General features: G+C 72.8%; 11 protein-coding genes and 2 pseudogenes. 4 read left to right on the top strand and 9 right to left on the bottom strand.

Features of this window, described 5'->3' with window-relative positions; all coding sequences use genetic code 11:
• Window positions 1–229: 229 nt before the first annotated feature.
• Window positions 230–1,294 carry a LacI family DNA-binding transcriptional regulator gene (locus MCBG_RS11125; RefSeq protein ID WP_013476124.1) on the top strand — a complete coding sequence of 355 codons (1,065 nt, stop codon included), beginning with the start codon at window positions 230–232 and terminating at the stop codon, window positions 1,292–1,294.
• On the opposite strand, the gene MCBG_RS11130 is transcribed toward MCBG_RS11125, so the two are convergent.
• From MCBG_RS11130 to MCBG_RS31695, 7 genes are read right to left on the bottom strand one after another with little or no spacing between them, the layout of a single operon-like run.
• Window positions 1,284–2,918 carry a fucose isomerase gene (locus MCBG_RS11130; protein ID WP_043325476.1) on the bottom strand — a complete coding sequence of 545 codons (1,635 nt, stop codon included), beginning with the start codon at window positions 2,916–2,918 and terminating at the stop codon, window positions 1,284–1,286. The genes MCBG_RS11125 and MCBG_RS11130 overlap by 11 nt on opposite strands.
• Window positions 2,915–4,468, bottom strand: a complete 1,554-nt coding sequence (locus MCBG_RS11135) for an FGGY-family carbohydrate kinase (RefSeq protein WP_051611156.1) — start codon at window positions 4,466–4,468, stop codon at window positions 2,915–2,917. Before MCBG_RS11135 ends, MCBG_RS11130 begins: the two co-directional genes overlap by 4 nt.
• 14 nt (window positions 4,469–4,482) lie before the next feature.
• Window positions 4,483–5,478, bottom strand: coding sequence for a substrate-binding domain-containing protein (locus MCBG_RS11140; RefSeq protein WP_013476121.1), 996 nt, complete (start codon window positions 5,476–5,478; stop codon window positions 4,483–4,485).
• Window positions 5,479–5,504: 26 nt separating this feature from the next.
• Entirely contained in the window at window positions 5,505–6,599 is a 1,095-nt protein-coding gene (locus MCBG_RS11145; RefSeq protein ID WP_043325477.1) for an ABC transporter permease, read from the bottom strand.
• The gene (locus MCBG_RS11150) at window positions 6,596–8,209 is read right to left on the bottom strand and encodes a sugar ABC transporter ATP-binding protein (RefSeq protein WP_051611158.1); all 1,614 of its coding nucleotides are present in this window, start codon (window positions 8,207–8,209) and stop codon (window positions 6,596–6,598) included. Before MCBG_RS11150 ends, MCBG_RS11145 begins: the two co-directional genes overlap by 4 nt.
• Window positions 8,206–10,329, bottom strand: a complete 2,124-nt coding sequence (locus tag MCBG_RS11155; RefSeq protein WP_043325478.1) for a family 43 glycosylhydrolase — start codon at window positions 10,327–10,329, stop codon at window positions 8,206–8,208. Before MCBG_RS11155 ends, MCBG_RS11150 begins: the two co-directional genes overlap by 4 nt.
• Window positions 10,329–13,613, bottom strand: a complete 3,285-nt coding sequence (locus tag MCBG_RS31695) for a DUF2961 domain-containing protein (protein ID WP_084789495.1) — start codon at window positions 13,611–13,613, stop codon at window positions 10,329–10,331. Before MCBG_RS31695 ends, MCBG_RS11155 begins: the two co-directional genes overlap by 1 nt.
• Before the next feature lie 473 nt (window positions 13,614–14,086).
• Here MCBG_RS31695 and MCBG_RS35150 point away from each other — a divergent pair.
• The 3 genes and pseudogenes from MCBG_RS35150 to MCBG_RS35155 all read left to right on the top strand — a co-directional run.
• A pseudogene (locus MCBG_RS35150) lies at window positions 14,087–15,536 on the top strand (FG-GAP-like repeat-containing protein).
• 15 nt (window positions 15,537–15,551) lie between these two features.
• Window positions 15,552–16,547 (top strand): alpha/beta hydrolase, encoded by a 996-nt coding sequence (locus MCBG_RS11175; protein WP_043325481.1) that lies wholly within the window; start codon window positions 15,552–15,554, stop codon window positions 16,545–16,547.
• A 153-nt stretch (window positions 16,548–16,700) separates the two neighbouring features.
• Window positions 16,701–16,778 (top strand): annotated as a pseudogene (locus MCBG_RS35155) (50S ribosomal protein L31); the annotation flags it as partial.
• A 155-nt stretch (window positions 16,779–16,933) separates the two neighbouring features.
• On the opposite strand, the gene MCBG_RS33935 reads toward MCBG_RS35155, so the two are convergent.
• Both MCBG_RS33935 and MCBG_RS11185 read right to left on the bottom strand, forming a co-directional pair.
• Window positions 16,934–17,350: a transcriptional regulator gene (locus MCBG_RS33935; RefSeq protein ID WP_223201185.1), complete on the bottom strand. Its 417-nt coding sequence runs from the start codon at window positions 17,348–17,350 to the stop codon at window positions 16,934–16,936.
• Window positions 17,351–17,593: 243 nt separating this feature from the next.
• A complete protein-coding gene (locus MCBG_RS11185; RefSeq protein WP_051611160.1) occupies window positions 17,594–18,340 on the bottom strand; it encodes a sensor histidine kinase in 747 nt (248 codons plus the stop codon).
• Window positions 18,341–18,419 lie beyond the last annotated feature (79 nt).

The following is an 18,419-nucleotide window of genomic DNA, read 5'->3' on the forward strand; positions in this document are numbered from 1 at the left end:
GGGTGGGGGTGACCAGCGGCACCGGGCGAGAAATCGATTGCTGACGAGTCTCGTAGTCACCCACATCGATGTCAATAGCGGCGGCGGGACGCGATCGACCCGGTCGGAAATCGATTGCTGGACGGGTATAGGATTCCGTGCGATCTCCCGCGGTGGCGGTCTCACTCCGGTACGTCACCATCCGACGGGGGCCGGGCCGGAGCGCCCGGGCGACGACGACGGGAGCGCGATGACGACCATCTACGACGTGGCGCGTCGCGCGGGAGTGTCGCCGGCGACCGTCTCCCGCGTCCTCAACGGGCGTGCCTCGGTCGACCCGGACATGGCCGCCCGGGTACGGCAGGCCGCGCAGGACCTCGACTACCGCCCGAACGCCGTCGCGCGCAGCCTGCGCCGCAGCCGGACCAGCCTCTGGGCGGTCATCATCTCCGACATCGGGAACCCGTTCTTCACCTCGATGGTGCGCGGTGTCGAGGACGTCGCGCAGGAGGCCGGCTTCTCGGTCGTGCTCTGCAACGGCGACGAGGATCCGGAGAAGGAGGCCCGCTACGTGGCGGCGGCCCTGGCCGAGCGGATGGCCGGGGTGATCATCTCCTCGTCCGGGCGGCCGGCCCTGATCAGCCGCCTGGTGCAGGCCCGCATCCCGGTCGTGGCGATCGACAGGCAACCACGCGGCGTCGAGGTGGACACCGTGCTGGTGGACAACACCCACGGCGCCGAGCAGGCGACCGCCCATCTGGTGGGCAGCGGCTACCGGCGGATCGCCTGCATCACCGGCCCACGCCGGATCTCCACCGCCATGCAGCGGCTGCGGGGCTACCAGCGGGCGCTGAAGGCGAGCGGACGCCAGACCACCGAGGACCTGATCCGGTACGCGGACTTCCGCGAGGAGGGCGGCTACCGCGCGATGGCCTCCCTGCTGGAGACCGCCGAGCCGCCGGACGCGGTGTTCGCGGCGAACAACCTGATGACTGTGGGCGCCCTCGAGTGCCTCGTGGACAACGGCATCGGCGTGCCCGACCCGTTCGGCATCGTCGGGTTCGACGACATCCCCTGGGCGCACCTGGTCCGGCCCTCGCTGAGCACCGTCGCGCAGCCCACCTACGACCTGGGGCGCACCGCGGCCACGCTGCTGGTCGAGCGGATCGCCGACCCGGCCAAGGCACCCTCGACAGTGGTGCTCCACACCGAGCTGCGGGTACGCGACAGCTCGGCACCGTCGGCCGGCCGGCAGGGCCACGCGGTGGGCCGTGCCCGGTCGCGCGGCACTGCCGCCGGCTCGCTCAGATCGTGACGTCCCCGCACAGGTGCACCCGTACGCCCAGCTCGGCGAAGAGGGCGGCCTTGACCCGTAGCGCGCGGTCGGCGGTGCCGGCGTCTGGCGCGTAGACCACGTTGACGTGGTTGGCCTTGTGCCGGGCCATCAACTGGTCGCGGCCCACGCCGTGCAACACGGCGTGCATGATCGGCCATTGCGGTGTGGTGGCGTCCAGCCGCCGCCGGGTCTCCGCCTCGGGCAGCGCCACCACCGTGCCGCGCCCGAGGTCGACGTGCAGGCCGCCGTCCATCACGAACACGCGCGACCAGACGATCTCCCCCGGCTTCGACACGCCGCTGAGCGTGCCGCCGCCGAGCGGGAAGTACATCGGCGGCTGACGCATGCTGTATGACCTGTCGTAGCCGCCGTTGTGCGACGCGGGCACCGCACCGGAGATCTCGAAGACCCAGACGAAGTGCTCGCCGTACTGCTGCCCCCAGCGGATGTCGTGCAGCGTCGTCGCCGGGTCCAGGCCCATCGCGGTCCAGATCCGGTTGGTGACCAGCGAGTCCACGGCGACGCCCTCGTCGACCTCGTTGAAGTGCGGCAGCGCGACGCCCGGGTACAGCTCCCGGGAGCCGTCCCGGCTGGTCACCGGGGGGCGTTCGACGTTGTTCAGCAGCCCCTCGGCCAGGTCGCTGGCCGGCACGGTGTCCTTGAGCCCCTGCTGGTACTGGATCCCGACGGCGTCCAGGCCGAAGTCGTCGGCGATGCGCAGCGCGGCGACGTACATGCGGCACTGGCTGAGCAGTTGGGCGTACGTCAGCTCGGTGGCCTCGTCGGTGCCGGTGTGGAACGTCATCCCGGCCGCCTCCAGCCAGGCCAGCACCGCCCGCGCCTCGGTGTCGCGCACCCGCGCCATCTCCGCCACCAGCGCGCTCTGCGACAGGCGTTCCTTGAAGACGCCGAGCGGGTTGAGCAGCTCGTCGTCGATGATGGCGTTGTACATGCCCATGCAGCCCTCGTCGAAGACGCCGATGACGGCCCGCTCGGAGACGAGCTGCCGGGCCAGCGCCACGCCGAGTTCGACCTCCTCGTCCGGCCGCAGCACAGGCAGCGGGCGTACGTGGCTCTCGTCGTGCGTCACCCGGCCAGTCTCCAGCCACTTCTTCAGGCCGTCGCGCGCCCACTCGTCGGTGAAGTCCTCGCTCCACAGCGTCGAGTACCGCACGCCCGCCTTGGTGAGGCTGCCGGCGAGGTTGAGCAGGCCCACCAGGCCGGGGTACTCGCCGCTCCAGTTCGCCACCAGCAGGATCGGCCCGCGGTGGGCGCGCAGCCCGGCCAGCACGTGGTGGCTGTACTGCCAGACCGCCTCCACCACGACGAGCGGCACGTCGGCCGGGATGCTCCGGAAGACCTCGATCCCGGCGCGCTGGCTGTCGATGAAGCCGTGTCTTTTGCCCGGGTCGACGTCGTGACCGCGCCGGACGTGCCAGCCGAGCGCGGTGACCGCGGCGGTGAGGTCGGCTTCGAGCTGCCGCTGGGTGGGCCAGCAGGTGACGTTCGCGCTCAGCCGCAGGTCACCGCTGGCGACTGTGTAGACGGTGCGGGGCGGGGCGGCCGGGCGCTCGACCGGCACGGGCAGTGTGTAACGGGTCACGGGGCAGCTCCCTCGGCGGGCGGACGGTGGGTGGAGCGGAACGCGCCCGGCAGGCGTTCCTGCCGGGCAGCAAGGGCGTGAACCACAGATCGGCTACCGGCGTACAGCTCGCGGTAGAGCCGGTACAGCTCGTCGTAGTCGGCGGCGGGTTCGGGTCGTGGCCGCCGCACCCCGGCGATCGGGTTCCACGTCTCGATCGAGACGTCCATCACGGTCCGGGCGGCCAGAAAGGCGCCGCCGTAGCTGGCGCCGATGGTCTGCGCCGGGATCTGCTGTTCCCGGCCGGTGATGTCGGAGACGATCTGGGTCCAGAGCCCGCCCCGGGTGCCGCCGCCGACCGCGACGATCCGGCGGATGTCGCCGCCGGCCGCCTCGATCGTCTCGATGTTGTGCCGTACCGCCAGCCCGGTCGCCTCCAGCGCCGCCCGGTAGATGTCGCCGGGGCCGTGCGAAAGGGTGAGACCGGCGATCAGGCCGCGGGCCCGGGGATCGAGGATCGGCGTGCGTTCCCCGGCGAAGAACGGCAGCATCAGCAACCCGCGGGCACCGGCGCCGGAGCGTTCGGCGAGGCGGAGCAGCTCGGTGTGGTCGGTGCCCGCCACCAGGTCGCGTAGCCAGCCGGTGATCGCGCCGGAGGTCGCCATCCCGCCGGCCAGGTTGCGGGTGCCCGGCAGCGCGCCGACGGTGCCCCACAGCGACGGGCTGGTCAGCCGGTGCGGCACGGTGTGCACGAGGAACATGGTGGTGCCGTACATGAGCATCAGGTCGCCCACGCCCTGCGCACCCACGCTCAACGCCTCCGACCAGGCGTCAATCGTGCCCGCCACCACCGGAACGCCCTCCGGCAGGCCGGTCTCGGCGGCGGCCCCGGCCGTCACCTCACCGGCCACGTCGCCGGGCCAGCACAGTGGCGGAAGCTCCAGTCCGGGTGCGAACGGGTCGATCCACGGCCGGTACCAGTCCTGGGCCTCGGTGTCGTAGAACGGCGTGCACTGGCTTGCCGAGTGGTGATCGAGCAGGTAGCGACCGGTGAGCCGGTAGGCCAGCCACGAACTGGGCATGAACAGCCGGCGGGCACGGGCGAACAGTTCCGGTTCGGTGTCGGCCACCCACGCGATCTTCGGGCCCGCCGCCTGGCTGGACAGCGCCGACCCGCACCGCTGGATGATCTCGTCGGCGCCGAACCGCTCGTTCATCCGCTCGATCTGCTCCCCGGCGCGGGTATCCACGCCGTAGAGGACGGCCGGGCGCAGTGGAGTGCCGCCGGCGTCGGTGAGCAGCACGCACGGACCCATGCCGCTCACCCCGACCGCGCACACCCGGACGTCACCCGGAGCCAGCAGATCCCGGCTGAGGGCGACGAACTCCCGCCACCAGATCCGGCCGTCCATCTCGACCCGGCCAGGGCCGGGCCGGTCGACCCGGTGCTCCAGGACCCGGGCCCGGACCAACCGCCCGTCGGGGTCGACGAGAACCCCCTTGCTGCTCGACGTGCCAATGTCCACGCCGAGCACCACCGGCGCCGCCCGCCGCACGCTCGCGCTGCGCATCCCGGCCCCCGCGCTCAGAGGCCACCGAGCTTCGCGTACGCCTCGGCGGCGTTCTCCCTGGTGATCCGCATGGTGCCCAGCGTGGTGGTACGCGGGACGTCCTCGGCGCAGTCGACGAGGATCTTCCGGGCCAGCTCGACCGCCTCCCGGCCGCCGGTGGCGTACTGGAACGTGGCGGCGAGGCGGCCCTGCTCGACGGCCTTGATCCCGCCGGAGGGCACCGGCAGCGCGTCGATGCCGGTGAACTTGATCCGCTGCGCCTTGCCCGCCGACTTCGCGGCGAGGTAGGCGCCCTCGGCCATCGGGTCGTTGTGCGCGTAGATCGCGGACACGTCCGGGTGGGCCTTGATCAGCGCGTCCGCCACCGACTGTCCCTTCTCCCGCAGCCAGTCGCCGGGCTGGGAGGCGACGATCTGGATCTTCGGGTTGGCGGCGATGCCGTCGCGGAAGCCCTGCGCGCGCTCGGCGGCGGGGGTCGAGCCGGGCAGCCCGGCGATCTCGATCACCTTGCCGCCGTCGGGCAGCAGCGTCGTGGCGTAGAACTCGCCGGCCGCCTTGCCGATCGCCACGTTGTCGCCACCGATGAACGCGGTGTACGCCTCCCCCTCGACCTTGCGGTCCAGCACGATCACCGGCACGCCCTGGTCGTACGCCTTCTTCACCACAGCGGTGAGCGGCTTGGCCTCGTTCGGCGAGATGATCAGCAGGTTGATCTTCTGGGTGAGGAAGTTCTCCACGTCGGCGACCTGCTTGCTGTTGTCCTGGGCGGCGTCGGAGACCACGACGCGGAAGCCGGGCACCGACTTCGCCGCCGTCTGCACGTCGTTGTTCATCACCTGCCGGTACGGCTCGGCGTTGTTGGCCTGGGACATGCCGATCAGGAAGTCCTTGCCGGCGCCGCAGGCGCGGGCCCGCCCGGCGTCGTCGGACGGCTTCTCGACGCTGCACCCCGTCGTGATCGCCAGCGCGCCGGTGACCAGCAGCGCGAGCAGTGTGGTTCGCTTGTCCATCGGGTGGCTCCTCGGAGTCGGTTCGGTCAGGCGATGCCGCGGCGCAGCTTCTGCAGCGCCGCCGCGAGCACGATCACCAGTCCTTTGATCAGCAGCTGGACGTTGGCGTCGATGTTGTTGAGCGCGAGGATGTTGTTGAGGATGCCGAGCAGCAGCGCGCCGGCCAGGGTGCCGCCCATCGAGCCGGAGCCGCCGGCCAGGCTGGTGCCGCCGATGACGACAGCGGCGATCGCGTCCAGCTCGTATCCGGCGCCGTCGTTCGGGCTGCCCTGGTTGAGCTGTCCCGCGTGCACCACTCCGGCCACCGCCGCCAGGAGGCCGGCGACGGCGAACACGGCGACCTTGACCCGCGTCACCGGCACACCGGAGAGCCGGGCCGCCTTCTCGTTGCCGCCGATCGCGTAGACGTGCCGGGCGAACGCCGTCGTCCGCAGCACCACCACAGCGGCCACCCCGATCAGGACGAACAGCACCGCCGGCACCGGGAACACGCCGTTTATCGAGCCGTTCAGCAGTTCGAAGGCGGGCGGCGCCTCCTGGGGTCCGTCGCCGTAGGCGATCGGGATACCGAGGCCGCCGGACCAGATCCGGGCGATGCCCCGGGCGACCTGGAGACCGGCCAGTGTCACGATGAACGACTGGATGCCGAGGCGGGCCACGGCGTACCCCTGGAGCGCGCCGAACAGCACGCCGATCGCGAGCACGGCGGCGACGGCGGGCAGGATGCCGAGTCCGGAGTCGACCATGAGCGTCGCGGTGCCGACGGCCGACAGGCCGAGGATCGCCCCGACCGACAGGTCGATGCCGCCCAGCAGGACGACGAACGTCATCCCGATCGCGATGATGCCGATCTCCGACACCGCGCGGACGATGTTCCCCAGGTTGCCGGCGGTGAGGAAGAGGATCTCGCCGTCGCGGCGCGGTGAGGCGAGGATCGCCACGACGAAGATCACGAGCAGCGCGAAGAGACTCTGCACCGCGAAGAGCCGGTCGGCGAGTTCCCGGCGGCTGCGCGGCCGACGCAGCCAGTGGGCCGTCGCGCCGCGCAGTCCGGCCGTACCGGCGGCGGGCAGCGCCCCGGTCACGGCCGGCTCGGGCGGCGGCACTCGGGTGTCGGTCATCGGTCGTCCCTTCCGGCGGCCGGGCCGCCCATCGCCGCCGCGAGGATGTCCTCGCCGGTGCAGCCGCCGGTGGCGAGGTCGGCCACGGCCCGGCCACGGCGCAGCACCACCACCCGGTCGCAGACGCCGAGCAGCTCGGGCAGTTCCGAGGAGGCGAGCAGGATGCCCATGCCGTCGCCGGCGAGCCGGCGCAGCAGCCGGTAGATCTCCGCCTTCGCCCCGATGTCGACGCCGCGGGTCGGCTCGTCCAGCAGGAGCAGCCGCGGCTCGGTGAGCAGGTGCCGGGCGAAGACGACCTTCTGCTGGTTGCCGCCGGAGAGCGCGCCGACCGGCGTGGCCGCCGACGCCGTCTTGATCGCCAGGTCGGTGACCGACCGCGCGACGGCCGCCCGCTCCCGGCCGCGGCTGACGAACCCGGCCGAGGTCAGCCTGGACAGGGCGGCCAGCACGATGCTCCGGCCGACCGGGTGTTCCAGGACGAGCGCGGAGCGGCGCCGGTCCTCGGGCACGAAGCCGACGCCGGCACGCAGCGCCGCGCGGGGCCGGCGCGGCGCGTACGGGCGGCCGGCCAGCAGGACCGTGCCGGTGCGGCGGCCCGCGGGCCCGGCGCCGAACAGGGTCTCCAGCAGTTCGGTACGTCCGGCGCCCATCAGCCCGGCCAGGCCGACGATCTCGCCGGCCCGCACGGTCAGGCTGACGCCGTCCGGCTCGCAGCGGCCGGGCCGGGGCGTCCGGGGCCGCACGGCCAGGTCGGTGACACGCAGCAGCGGGCCGCCGCCGGCGGATCCGGGCGGCGGGCCGGGAGCGCCGGCCGTGTCCGCCGGGGCGGGCTCGAACAGCGACGCGGCCCGGCCGCCGACCATCATCGCCACGATCCGCCGCCGGTCCATCCGGCCGGCCGGTACGACACCGGCGACGGAACCGTTGCGCAGCACCGTCGCGCGGTCCGCGACGACCTCGATCTCCTCCATCCGGTGGGAGATGTAGACGACGCCGACGCCCCGGCGGCGCAGGCCGCCGATTGTGGTGAACAGCCGCCGTACCTCCCCGTCGGCGAGCGCGGCCGTCGGCTCGTCCATGACGAGTACGCGGGCGTCCAGGGCGAGCGCCTTGGCGATCTCGACGAGTTGCTGCTCGCCGACGCGCAGCGAGCCCACCGGGCGGCGCGGGTCGATGTCTGCGCCGAGCCGGTCCAGGTGCTCGCGCGCGGTGCGGCCCGCGGCCCGCCGGTCGACTGTGCGCAGCCGGGTCCGGGGCTCCCGCCCGAGCACGAGGTTGTCGGCCACCGAGAGGGCGGGCACCAGGTCGAGTTCCTGGTGGATGGTCGCGATCCCGGCGGCCTGGGCGGCGGCCGGGCCGGTGAACCGTACCGGCGTCCCGTCGACTGCGACTTCTCCGTCGTAGTCGGTGATCACGCCGGAGAGGATGTTGATCAGGGTGGACTTGCCCGCGCCGTTCTCGCCCAGCAGCGCGTGCACCTCGCCCGCCCGTACGTCGAAGTCGACGCCGTCGAGGGCCGTCACGCCGCCGAACCGCTTGGCCACTCCGGTTGCCGCGACCACCACCCGGCCGCTCGGGCCGGGCGCGTCGCGGGTGTCCACGCCGGTCACGGGATCGCGTTGATCGCGGTGTGCGCGGCGTCGGCGAACTGCACGTCCCGCCGGACCCCGCTCGCGGTCAGACGCCAGGTGCCGCCCGCGTACTGGCCCGGTGCCCAGGACAGGCCGCCGGAGCGCCACAGCGGCTGCCAGGCCGCCATCGCGTGGCCGGCGTCGTACCAGGTGTTGTCGCCGCGCCAGGCCGATCCCCACCGGTGCGCCGCGACCACCGAGAGCCCGTCGCCGGTGCTCATCGTCCAGCGGGGCATGCCGGTGACGTCACCTGTCGGCCGCGCCTCCACCGCCGGGTCGCCGACCAGCGGGGACGCGCCGTCGATGTTGAACGCCACCTCCCACACCGCTGCGGTCGGCCACCCGTTCACCGACCAGGTGACGTCGCTCTGCAACCCGGGGCCGGTCCACCGGGGCGTCACGGTGAGCAGCCAGTCGGCGGTGACCGGCTCGTCGCCGAACGGGATGCCGACCAGGTTGATCCGGGAGCCGTCGGCGGACACGTCGACCCGGGCCGGCGCTCCGGCCCGGTCGGTCACGTCGAACCGGCCGACGGCGAGGTACGGCCCGGTGCCCCGGTGCGACGAGTCGAGCGCGGGACGGTGATTGCCGGCGCCGGCCGGGTCGACGGCCAGCTCGGCGATCCGGGCGCTGGGCCAGGTGCGCACGTCGGCGCGCAGGAAACCGGTGGTCACCGTCCAGCCGCGCGCCACCACGCCGGTCGACCAGGTCAGCGGCGCCAGCCAGAGCCCGCCCTGACCCCAGCCGGCGTGGGTCAGGTACCAGTTCGAGCCGTCCACCACGACCTCGGCGGCGTGCGCGTCCAGCACCGTCACCTTCTCCGCGCCGTTGAAGCGCAGCGGGTCGCGGCTGCGGTAGACGGCCGTGCGCCGGTACGCGGCGCCGTAGTCGGTGCCGTCGCAGCAGACGAACAGGTACCACCACTCCCCCCGGCGCACCACGAACGGCGACTCCGTCTGCCCGCCCGCCCGGCCGGTGTGCGGCGAGGTGTACGCGATCGCGCGGCCGCTCCACGAGCGCAGGTCGGTGCTGGTCCGGTACGCCACGACATGGTTGCCGCCGGACGGGCTCGACGTGGCCGTGTAGTACATGACCCAGCGGTCGCCGACCCGGGTCACCATCGGGTCGCGGCCCTCCCACCCGTCGGTGAACAGCGGGTTGGCGGAGCTTCGGGTCCAGGTGAACAGGTCGGTCGAGGTGGCCAGGTGCATGCGGTACCGGGCGTAGTCCGGGTTACCGGCCGCGTAGAACATGTGGTAGACGCCGTTGTGGTGGACGACGTGCGGGGCCCAGATCCACTGCTCCCCGGCCCCGGGGTCGGCGGCCAGCGCCACCGGCCGTTTCGTCCACGGGCCGGTCGGGGTGGGCGCGGTGGCGTGCCCGAAGACCTTCTCGTCCTGCGGCGCACCGGGTTCGGCGTGGGTGATGCCGAACAGGTGCCACACGCCGGTCTGCTCGTGCCGCACCAGCGTGTGGTCGTTGTAGTACCAGGTCGTCGACTCCCCGGCGCTCGGGTCGTAGACGCGTGTGGACGCGCCCCGCGCCGGTGTCTCACCGAGCGTCTCGTACGGCGTGGTGGTGACCGCCGCGAGCGGGCCGACGCGACGCAGCGTCACCGTGTCCAGCCCGGCGAAGAAGCCGGTGGAGGACGCGGACCGGCCGGTCACCGTGACGGTGAGGCGGTGGGTGCCGGCCGTCAGCGACGCCGAGCCCAGCGGCACCGCGCCGGTGCGCTGCACCGCGCCCGCGTACCCGTCGAAGAGCTGGCCGACCGCCACCCCGTCGACGGCGAAGCGCAGCGTGCCGTAGTCGCCGGCCCGGGTGAGGACCGCGCCGAGGTCGTACTGCCCGGCCGGCACCGACGGCAGCGCGAGCGTCACCGCGTCACCGGCGCGGGCGCCCCGGAACCACAGTTGCCGTCCGCCGGACCAGCTCACCCCGCAGCAGTCGGCCTGCGCGCCGACCGGCGCGGTGGCGGAGACGACGGCGAGCGACTCGGCCTCGAACCGGACCGGGTCGTCGGCCGCTGCCGGTCCGGCCGGGACCGCCACCAGGGCCACCCCGAGCAGGAGCGCCGCGAGGGCACGCCGGGCGCGCATCACGACACGCTCGGGCGGGGCAGGTCGGTGCCGGGGGCGAACCGGTCGTGCCAGCGGTTGCCCGGTGGCCCGAATCCACCGCCGGTGGAGAGCGAGACGAACACGTCGGCGGTCAGGCCCCTGGTGAACGCGACCACGTCGGCCCGGCCGTCGCCGTTGAAGTCCCCCACCCCGGGCAGCTCGTCGCCGAAGGCGAAGTGGTCGTGCCACTTCCAGGAGTTCTGCACGAAGCGGCCCCCGTCGGAGAGCGACACGAACACGTCGCCGGTCGTACCCCTGGTGAACGTCACGATGTCGTCCCGCCCGTCCCCGTCCACGTCGCCCACCGCCGGCAGCTCGTCGCCGGTGGCGAAGCTGTCGTGCCACTTCCAGCCGTCCTCCACGAAGCGGGTGCCGTCGGAGAGCGACACGAACACGTCGCCGGTCGTACCCCTGGTGAACGTCACGATGTCGTCCCGCCCGTCCCCGTCCACGTCGCCCACCGCCGGGAACTCGTCGCCGAGCGCGAAGTGGTCGTGCCACTTGACGCCGGGTCCGAAGCCGGAGCCGGTGGAGAGCGCCACGTAGACGTCGGCGGCGGCGCCGCGGGTGAAGGTGATGATGTCGGCGCGGCCGTCGCCGTTGACGTCGCCGACCGCCGGGATCTCGGCGCCGACGGCGAAGAAGTCGTGCCACTTGACGCCCGCGGAGTAGCCGGAGCCGGTGGAGAGCCCGACGTAGACGTCGGCGCTGTCGCCACGGGTGAACGTGATGACGTCCGCGCGGCCGTCGCCGTTGACGTCGCCGGTGAGCGGCACCTCCGCGCCGATCGCGAAGAAGTCGTTCCAGGGCCGGCTGTCCGGCACGAACCGGGTGCCGTCGGAGAGCGACGTGAACACGTCGGCGCCGGCGCCGCGGGTGAAGTCGACGGCGTCGTCGCGGCGGTCGCCGTTGGCGTCGCTGGTGTTGCGGGTACGGGTGGTGGCCGACACCTCGGCCGAGGGCGCGGCGGCGTTGCCCGACCCGTCGACAGCAACGACCCGGTAGTAGCGGGTCTGCGCGGCCGGCAGCGGACCGTGCCGGAACGTGGTGGCACGTGTGGTGCCGACCAGGTTGGCGGCGGTGATCGCCACCCCCGGGTTCCGGGACGCGTAGACGCGGTAGGAGACCACGCCGACGTCGTCGGCGGAGGGGGACCAGGTCAGGCCCAGCGCGTGCACGCGCCCGCCGGCCAGGGCGAGACCGGCGACCGGGGCCGGGGCGACGGTGTCGGTGAACGGCGCGATCATGCTGTCGGCCAGGTATCGGGCGGCGGTCCAGGCCGGCGCGCCGCTCGCCGGGGTGAGCTGGACGGTCACCGCCGAGCGGCCCGCCGTCAGCGCCGCGGGCAGCACGAACTCGTCGGCCAGCCAGCGCTGCCTGTCGTTGCCCAGCGGCTGGAGCCACACCCCGGCCGGTGTGCCGTCCACCGACACGGCCGCCTGCTGGTAGCCACCGGCCTGGTCACCGTGGCGGCGCAGCCGTACCCCCTGGTTGGCCGGGTCGATCGCCAGCCGGAAGCGGACCGGGGCGGTGGTGGCGCGGACCTGGCCGGTCTGCGGGACGTTGTCGTCGTCGCCCTCGAAGGCGGCGGTGAGCGCGGTCTGGGTCGCCGCGGAGTCGGTGTACGCGTGCGCGGCGCGGCTGGCGGCGTCGCCGGTGACGACGGCGTCGGTCCGGCGCGTGGTGACGGTGCGCTGGGTGTAGAGGAACGCGGTCGAGGCGTACTCGGCGGGCATGTCGTTGGCCGGTCCGTGCTCGATGCCGAAGCGCAGCGCGGTGCCGTACGCCACCGCGTCGCCGATCATCAGCCGGTAGGCGGCGTCGCACTCGTCGGCGCATCCGCCGCCGCGGACCAGGTGCGCGGTGTTGCCGGTGAAGACGCCGCTGTACTCGCCGCGGTTGAAGTACCAGCCCGACTCGTAGAAGTCCTCGGTGCCGGTGCCGTAGATCTGCGGCGTGGGCGAGCCGTCCACGTGCACCCGCTCGTCGCCCTCCAGGTAGTTGCGGGTGTTGCCGCCGATGATGTGGCCCCGCATGGTCTGCGAGACGCCGACGAACCGGCCCCGGCCGGACTGGTCGGCGATGATCCAGTCGGTGCCGCCGACCGTCTCGGCGCGGCGTGACTGGGTGGTGAAGGAGCCGGCGTTGCCGTCGGCGGCGAGCCGGGACGTCCACTCGGCGCCGGGCGCCGACGTCACCTCGACCTCGACGCCGCCGACTGTGGCGCCTGTCGTGTTGACGAGCGTCAGTGCGGCGGCGGTGCGGAACGGCATCGGCCACCATGCGCTGTACCAGCCGCCGGGCGCGGAGTCCATGGCGAACATCAGCGACCGTACGGTGCGCTCGCCCAGCCCGGCGCCGAAGAACTCCCCGATCGGGCTGTCCACTGTCGTACGTCCGTCGAACGTCATCCGCAGCCGCAGCCCGGCGAGCGTCGGCGCCCCGGCCGCGGCGTCCGGTACGCGCAGCCGCAGCGCGGTGATCGCGCGTGGCCCGGTCAGGGCGGCCAGTGACACCTGCCCCTGCGCCGGGGCGGTGACGGTGACGCGCGTGGTGGAGGCGCCGGCCTGGGCGGGCTTCGGGTCGCGGGTGCCGGCGGCGCGCAGCAGCGTGACCACGTCGGTGGCCGGGTCGGCCGGATCGAACCGGGGCACCCCTGCCGCGTCGGTGAAGGTCCGGTAGGTGACGTGGTGGAACAGCGGGTTGTTCTGGGTGGTGATCCGCATGGACTCCCGGTAGGGCATGGGCACCTTGACGGTGACGCCGCCGGACGTCTGGTCGGCGTTGCTCACGAGCGGCGCGACGAACGGGCTGCCGAGCCGCCCGTCCACCAGATCCTGGAGGTCGGCCTGGACGACCACGACGCCGTCGAGTTCGACGCGGATCCAGCCGGTGGCGCGGACGTTTCCGTCGTCGCGGGTGAACCAGATCGACTGCACCTCGCCCGGACCGCGTGCCTCGGCGATCACACATCCCCCACTCCGACGCAGACACGACCAGGTGCCGACGAAGCCGTCGTCGTTGGAGCCGTCGCGGCCGAAGCTGGAGAACTGGTGGGTACGGGTGCCGGCGGCCAGCTCCGGCAGGCGGTCGAGCCGGCGGTAGGCGTCCCAGCCGATCGGTCCCTTGTCGTCGGCGACGGCGGGAGCGGGAGCGGACGCCGACGTGGCGGCCGGCGCGGCGGCGGACGAGGTCGCGGGCACGGCAACGGCCAGCAGCGCGGCTGCTGCGGCGCCGGCCCAACGGCCGATGCGAAGCCTCATCGGTGTCCCTTCCGAGCAGCCGTAGGAGTCTGAGAAATCGATTGCTGGCGAGTTAACTTCGAGGCTTCCACGGTTGTCAATACTTGCGCCCGGCTTTCCCTCCGGGGCAGGAATCTTCGCGGCGGGTCGGCCTGCACGCCGCGCAGCCAGGCCGGGCGGAAGCGACGCTGAAGGAAGTTTTCCGCCGGCACTCACCACCCCGTCGGGTATTGACAGGCTCCGAAGTCTGCGGTTTCACTTCTCCTCAGCGCCACCGTCCCGCCGATCGGGACGCCAGCCGCCCCTCTCTCCGACGCGAACTGTCAGGGCCCGCCCATCGGCGACACCGGCCCCTGGCTCGACACGCCCACGCGCCGCTCCGACAGTGCATCCCTCTTCCGACGAGGAGTCACCGCATGCCCAGATTCCCGACGAGTCCCGCCCGGCGGGCCCTCGTCGCGCTGCTCACCCTGGCCGCGGCCACCCTCACCGCGGTGACGGTCGCCCCGTCACCGGCACTCGCCGCGCCCACCTTCAAGGCACCGTTCCCCTGCGGGCAGCGGTGGACGTACAGCCACCACAGCGCCGAGGTGCGGCAGGCGCTGGACTTCGTCCGCGCCGACGGCGGTGTCACAGGCGGTACGCCCCAGGTGGCGTCCGCCGCCGGAGTGGCCCGGCGCTACTCGCAGCCCAGCGGCGCCGGCAACTACATCGTCATCGACCACGGCGGCGGGTGGACCACCTACTACTTCCACCTCAGCGCCTACTCGGTGCCCGACGGCGCCTACGTGCAGCAGGGGCAGCAGATCGGGATCACCGGCAGCACCGGCAACTCCTCCGGCGCGCACGTGCACTACGAGCAGCTCTACAACGGCGTCGGCCAGGTCATCTCGATCAACGGCGTCTCGCTCGCGCCGTATCCCGGCCAGTACAACCAGCGGTTCCTGGTCAGCGACAACTGCGGCACGCCACCGCCGCCGCCCGCGCCCCGCTATTTCGGTGGTTCGCCGACGGATTTCACCGGTGACGGCCGGGATGACGTGGTCGCGTTCACCCACGGTGCGCTGGCCGACGCGTATGTGGCCACGTCGACGGGTTCGTCGTTCGCGGGCACGTCGGTGAAGTGGCACGACTGGTTCGCCCTGTCCGGAGAGACCCCCCTGACCGGAGACGTCAACGGCGACGGACGCGACGACGCCATCGTGTTCACCCACGGCACCACCGCCGACGTCCACGTCGCCCTGTCCACCGGCACATCCTTCGCCGCATCCGCGAAATGGCACGACTGGTTCGCCCCCGGCACCGAAGTCCCCGCCGTCGGCGACGTCAACGCCGACGGCCGCGACGACATCATCACCTTCACCCACGACACCGACGCCGACGTCTACGTCGCCCTGTCCACCGGCACCTCCTTCACCTTGCACCGCCGTGAAATGGCACGACTACTTCTCCATCGCCGGGGAGTTCCCCGCCCTCGGCGACGTCAACGGCGACGGCCGCGACGACCTCATCACCTTCACCCAAGGCCCCGCCACCGCCGCCGACGTCATCGTCGCCCTGTCCACCGGCAACGGCTTCGGGGCACCGCAGAAATGGCACGACCTGTTCGCCGTCGGCGCCGAGCAGCCCCGGGTGGGCGACATCAACGGCGACGGCCGCGACGACATCGTCACCTTCACCTGCAACACCGACGCCGACGTCTACGCCGCCACCTCCACCGGCACCACCTTCGCCGGAACCACGATCAAGTGGCACGACTTCTTCTGCCTAACCGGCGAGTTCCCCTACCTCGCCGACGCCAACGGCGACGGCAAAGACGACCTCATCGTCTTCACCAAAGGCACCACCAACGACATCTACGTCGCACTCTCCACCGGCACCACATTCGCCCCCAGCACCAAATGGCACGACTACTTCGGCCTCACCAGCGAAACCACACTCTGAGCCCCAGGAGGAACCATGCCGCACGACCGGAACATCTCCCCCACCGTGAGCCGCCGGCGGCTGCTCACCGGCGCCGCCGCGGTCGCGGCGACCGGCGCCCTCGCCGGCGCCTTCACCGCGCCGTCCGCGGCCAGTGCAGCCGTCAACGGGTACGGCCTGCGCATCGTCGACCGCAACGAGAACGGCGGCCGGTTGCAGTACTACCGTTTCGCCACCGACGCGATCGAGTGGGATCCGGCGGTGAACGTGCTGCTGCCCGACGGCTACCACACCAGCCGCAAGCGTTACCCGGTGTTGTATCTGCTGCACGGCGGCAACGCGGACTTCCGCACGTTCCACCTCCAGGACAACATCATCAACCTCACCGCGGGCCGCGAGATCATCGTCGTCATGCCGGACGCCTCCACTGGCTGGTACAGCAACCCGGTCAGCACCAATGTCGGGCCGCGCAACTGGGAGACGTTCCACATCGCCCAGTTGCTCCCCTGGATCGAGGCCAACTTCCGCACATTCCCCGAGTACAACGGCCGCGCCGTGGCCGGCTTCTCGATGGGCGGCTTCGGGGCCCTCAAGTACACGGCGAAGTACTACGGCCACTTCTGCTCGGTCAGCTCCCACTCCGGGCCAGCCAGCCTGCGCCGCGACTTCGGCCTGGTCGTGCACTGGGCGAACATCACCTCGGCCGCGCTCGACCTCGGCGGCGGCACAGTGTACGGCGCGCCCCTGTGGGACGAGGCACGGGTCAGCGCGGACAACCCGATGGAGCGCATCGAGAGCTACCGCAACAAGCGGATCTTCCTGGCGGCCGGCACGTCACCCGACCCGGTCAACTGGTTCGACTCGGTCAACGAGGGCCAGGTACTGGCGGGCCAGCGCGAGTTCCGGCGAGCGCTCAGCCGGGCTGGCATCCCGCACGAGTGGCGCGAGGTGCCGGGCGGCCACTACTTCCGCCACGAACTGTTCGTCCAGGACCTCGCCGGCATGCTCGGCCGGCTGCGCCGCGCCGGCTGACCCACCGGACCTGCAGCGCGTGGCAGGCCGCCACCAATCCGGCGACGGCCTGCCACGCCCGGTCGGCGGACCGCACGCCGCGCGTCCAAGGGGGCTCAGCCCGATCATGAAGTCATCCTCCGCCACCGCGCCGAGGCTACCGACCGCTCAACACGCCTTCTCGACACGGCGGGCCGGGTCGAGAAGTTCCGCGCCAAGTACGCCCGTCGCGAGCCCCGGGAGCCGCGCTGACCGAGGCGCGCATGCTGCTGCGCGCCGGGTACGCGATGCGCGGCGTCCGTCCGTCCACGACGAGGTTGCTGGTCGAGATCGTGGAGAGGTATCCCCGCCCCTGGTACGTGGTCGCGGCTGACGCGACGCCGGCTGGATACTGCCCAGGTGCGGGCTCAGCGGCCGGGACCACCCAGGTCGAGCCGGTCCTCGCGCACCCGGTCGGCCAACTCCAACTTCGTCCGGGTCGGGCGGCCCACCTCGGCATACTTGCGTTTGACCCGTTCCAGATACTCGCGCGCGGTCCCGTAGGCCACGCCCGCGCGGCGCGCGGCGGCCGCCAGGGTGGCCCCGGAGGCGTACGCGGTGAGCACCGCGCGCTCCTGCGGGGACAGCCGCGGCCGGTCGGCGCGGGCGTCGCGGCTGAGTACGAACGCGAGTTCCGGACTGATCGCCGACCCGCCGGACGCCACCTCGCGGACCGCCTCCACCAGCACGTCCAGGGGATGGCTCTTGGTGAGGTAGCCGGCCGCCCCGGCACCGATCGTGGCCAGCACGCCGTCGGCGTCGGGGACCGCCGAGACGACCAGCACCCGCCCCGCCGCCGGCCCGGAACACGCGCCACGTTGTCCGCCGGGTCGGATCCGTCGCGCAGATGGAGATCGAGCAGGACCACCCGGGGCGCGTCCGCACCGCCGAGTCGGTCGAGATAGCCGTCGACCGTGGCGGCGACCTGCACCAGGCGGACGATCCTCGACCGGTGCCAGCCAGGTACGCAGCCCGTCGAGCAGCATCCGGTCGTCGTCGATCGCGGCGACAGTGATCATCCGGCCCTCTCACCCAGCCGCCGACGTCCACGCGCCGGGCGGCCAGCTCATCTCGACGGTGGTGCCCTGACCTGCTCCGCTGTCCACCAGCACCTCGCCGCCGGCCTCACCGATCCGCGCGCGCACCGACCGGGACAACCCGAGCCCTGGCCGGATCCGGTCCGGGTCGAAGCCGCGCCCGCGGTCCGCCACCGTGACCCGCAGCCTCGCCGGGTCCGGATCGTCCGTCCCCGCCGCCGGGCCGGCCACCGTCACCAAGGCGGTCGAGGTGCCGCTGTGCCGGATCACGTTGTTGAGCGCCTCCCGGACCGCGCCGGTGAGCGCTCGCACCACGGCCGGCGGCACGTCCGGCGGGACGTCGGTGACCCGCAGGTGCACCCGCAGGCCGGTCGGCGCCAACTCCCGGATGACCGTGGTGAGCTCGCCGACCAGCCGCATTCCGACCGCGGAACCGGCGGACGCGATCAGGCCACGCAGATGGTCGGCGTCAGCGGCGAGTCGACGCCGCACCACCGGATCACCGGTGTCGACCGCGCCACGGGCGACCGCGTCCAGCGTGGACAGCACGGTGTCGTGCAACATGCGGTGCTGCTGTGCCACCTCCGAGGCGTAGGCGGCGTGCGCCGCGATCCGCTGCCCCGCCTCGGCCAACGCCGCCTCCGCCTTCACCGCCCGTACGGTCGCCCGGTCGGCGCGCAGTGCGGCCTGCCGCAGGGCACCGACCACCAGGCCGGCGGCCGCCGGCACACCCACCATTTGTGCAGGTTCCCCGCCGCCCCGGACAGCGCCGCCGGACCCAGGGAGACCGTGGCGTGCACCCCGAGCAGGTAGCCGA

The sequence above is a fragment of the Micromonospora sp. M42 genome (assembly GCF_000568915.1).
GTDB classification, from domain to species: Bacteria; Actinomycetota; Actinomycetes; order Mycobacteriales; family Micromonosporaceae; genus Micromonospora; species Micromonospora chalcea.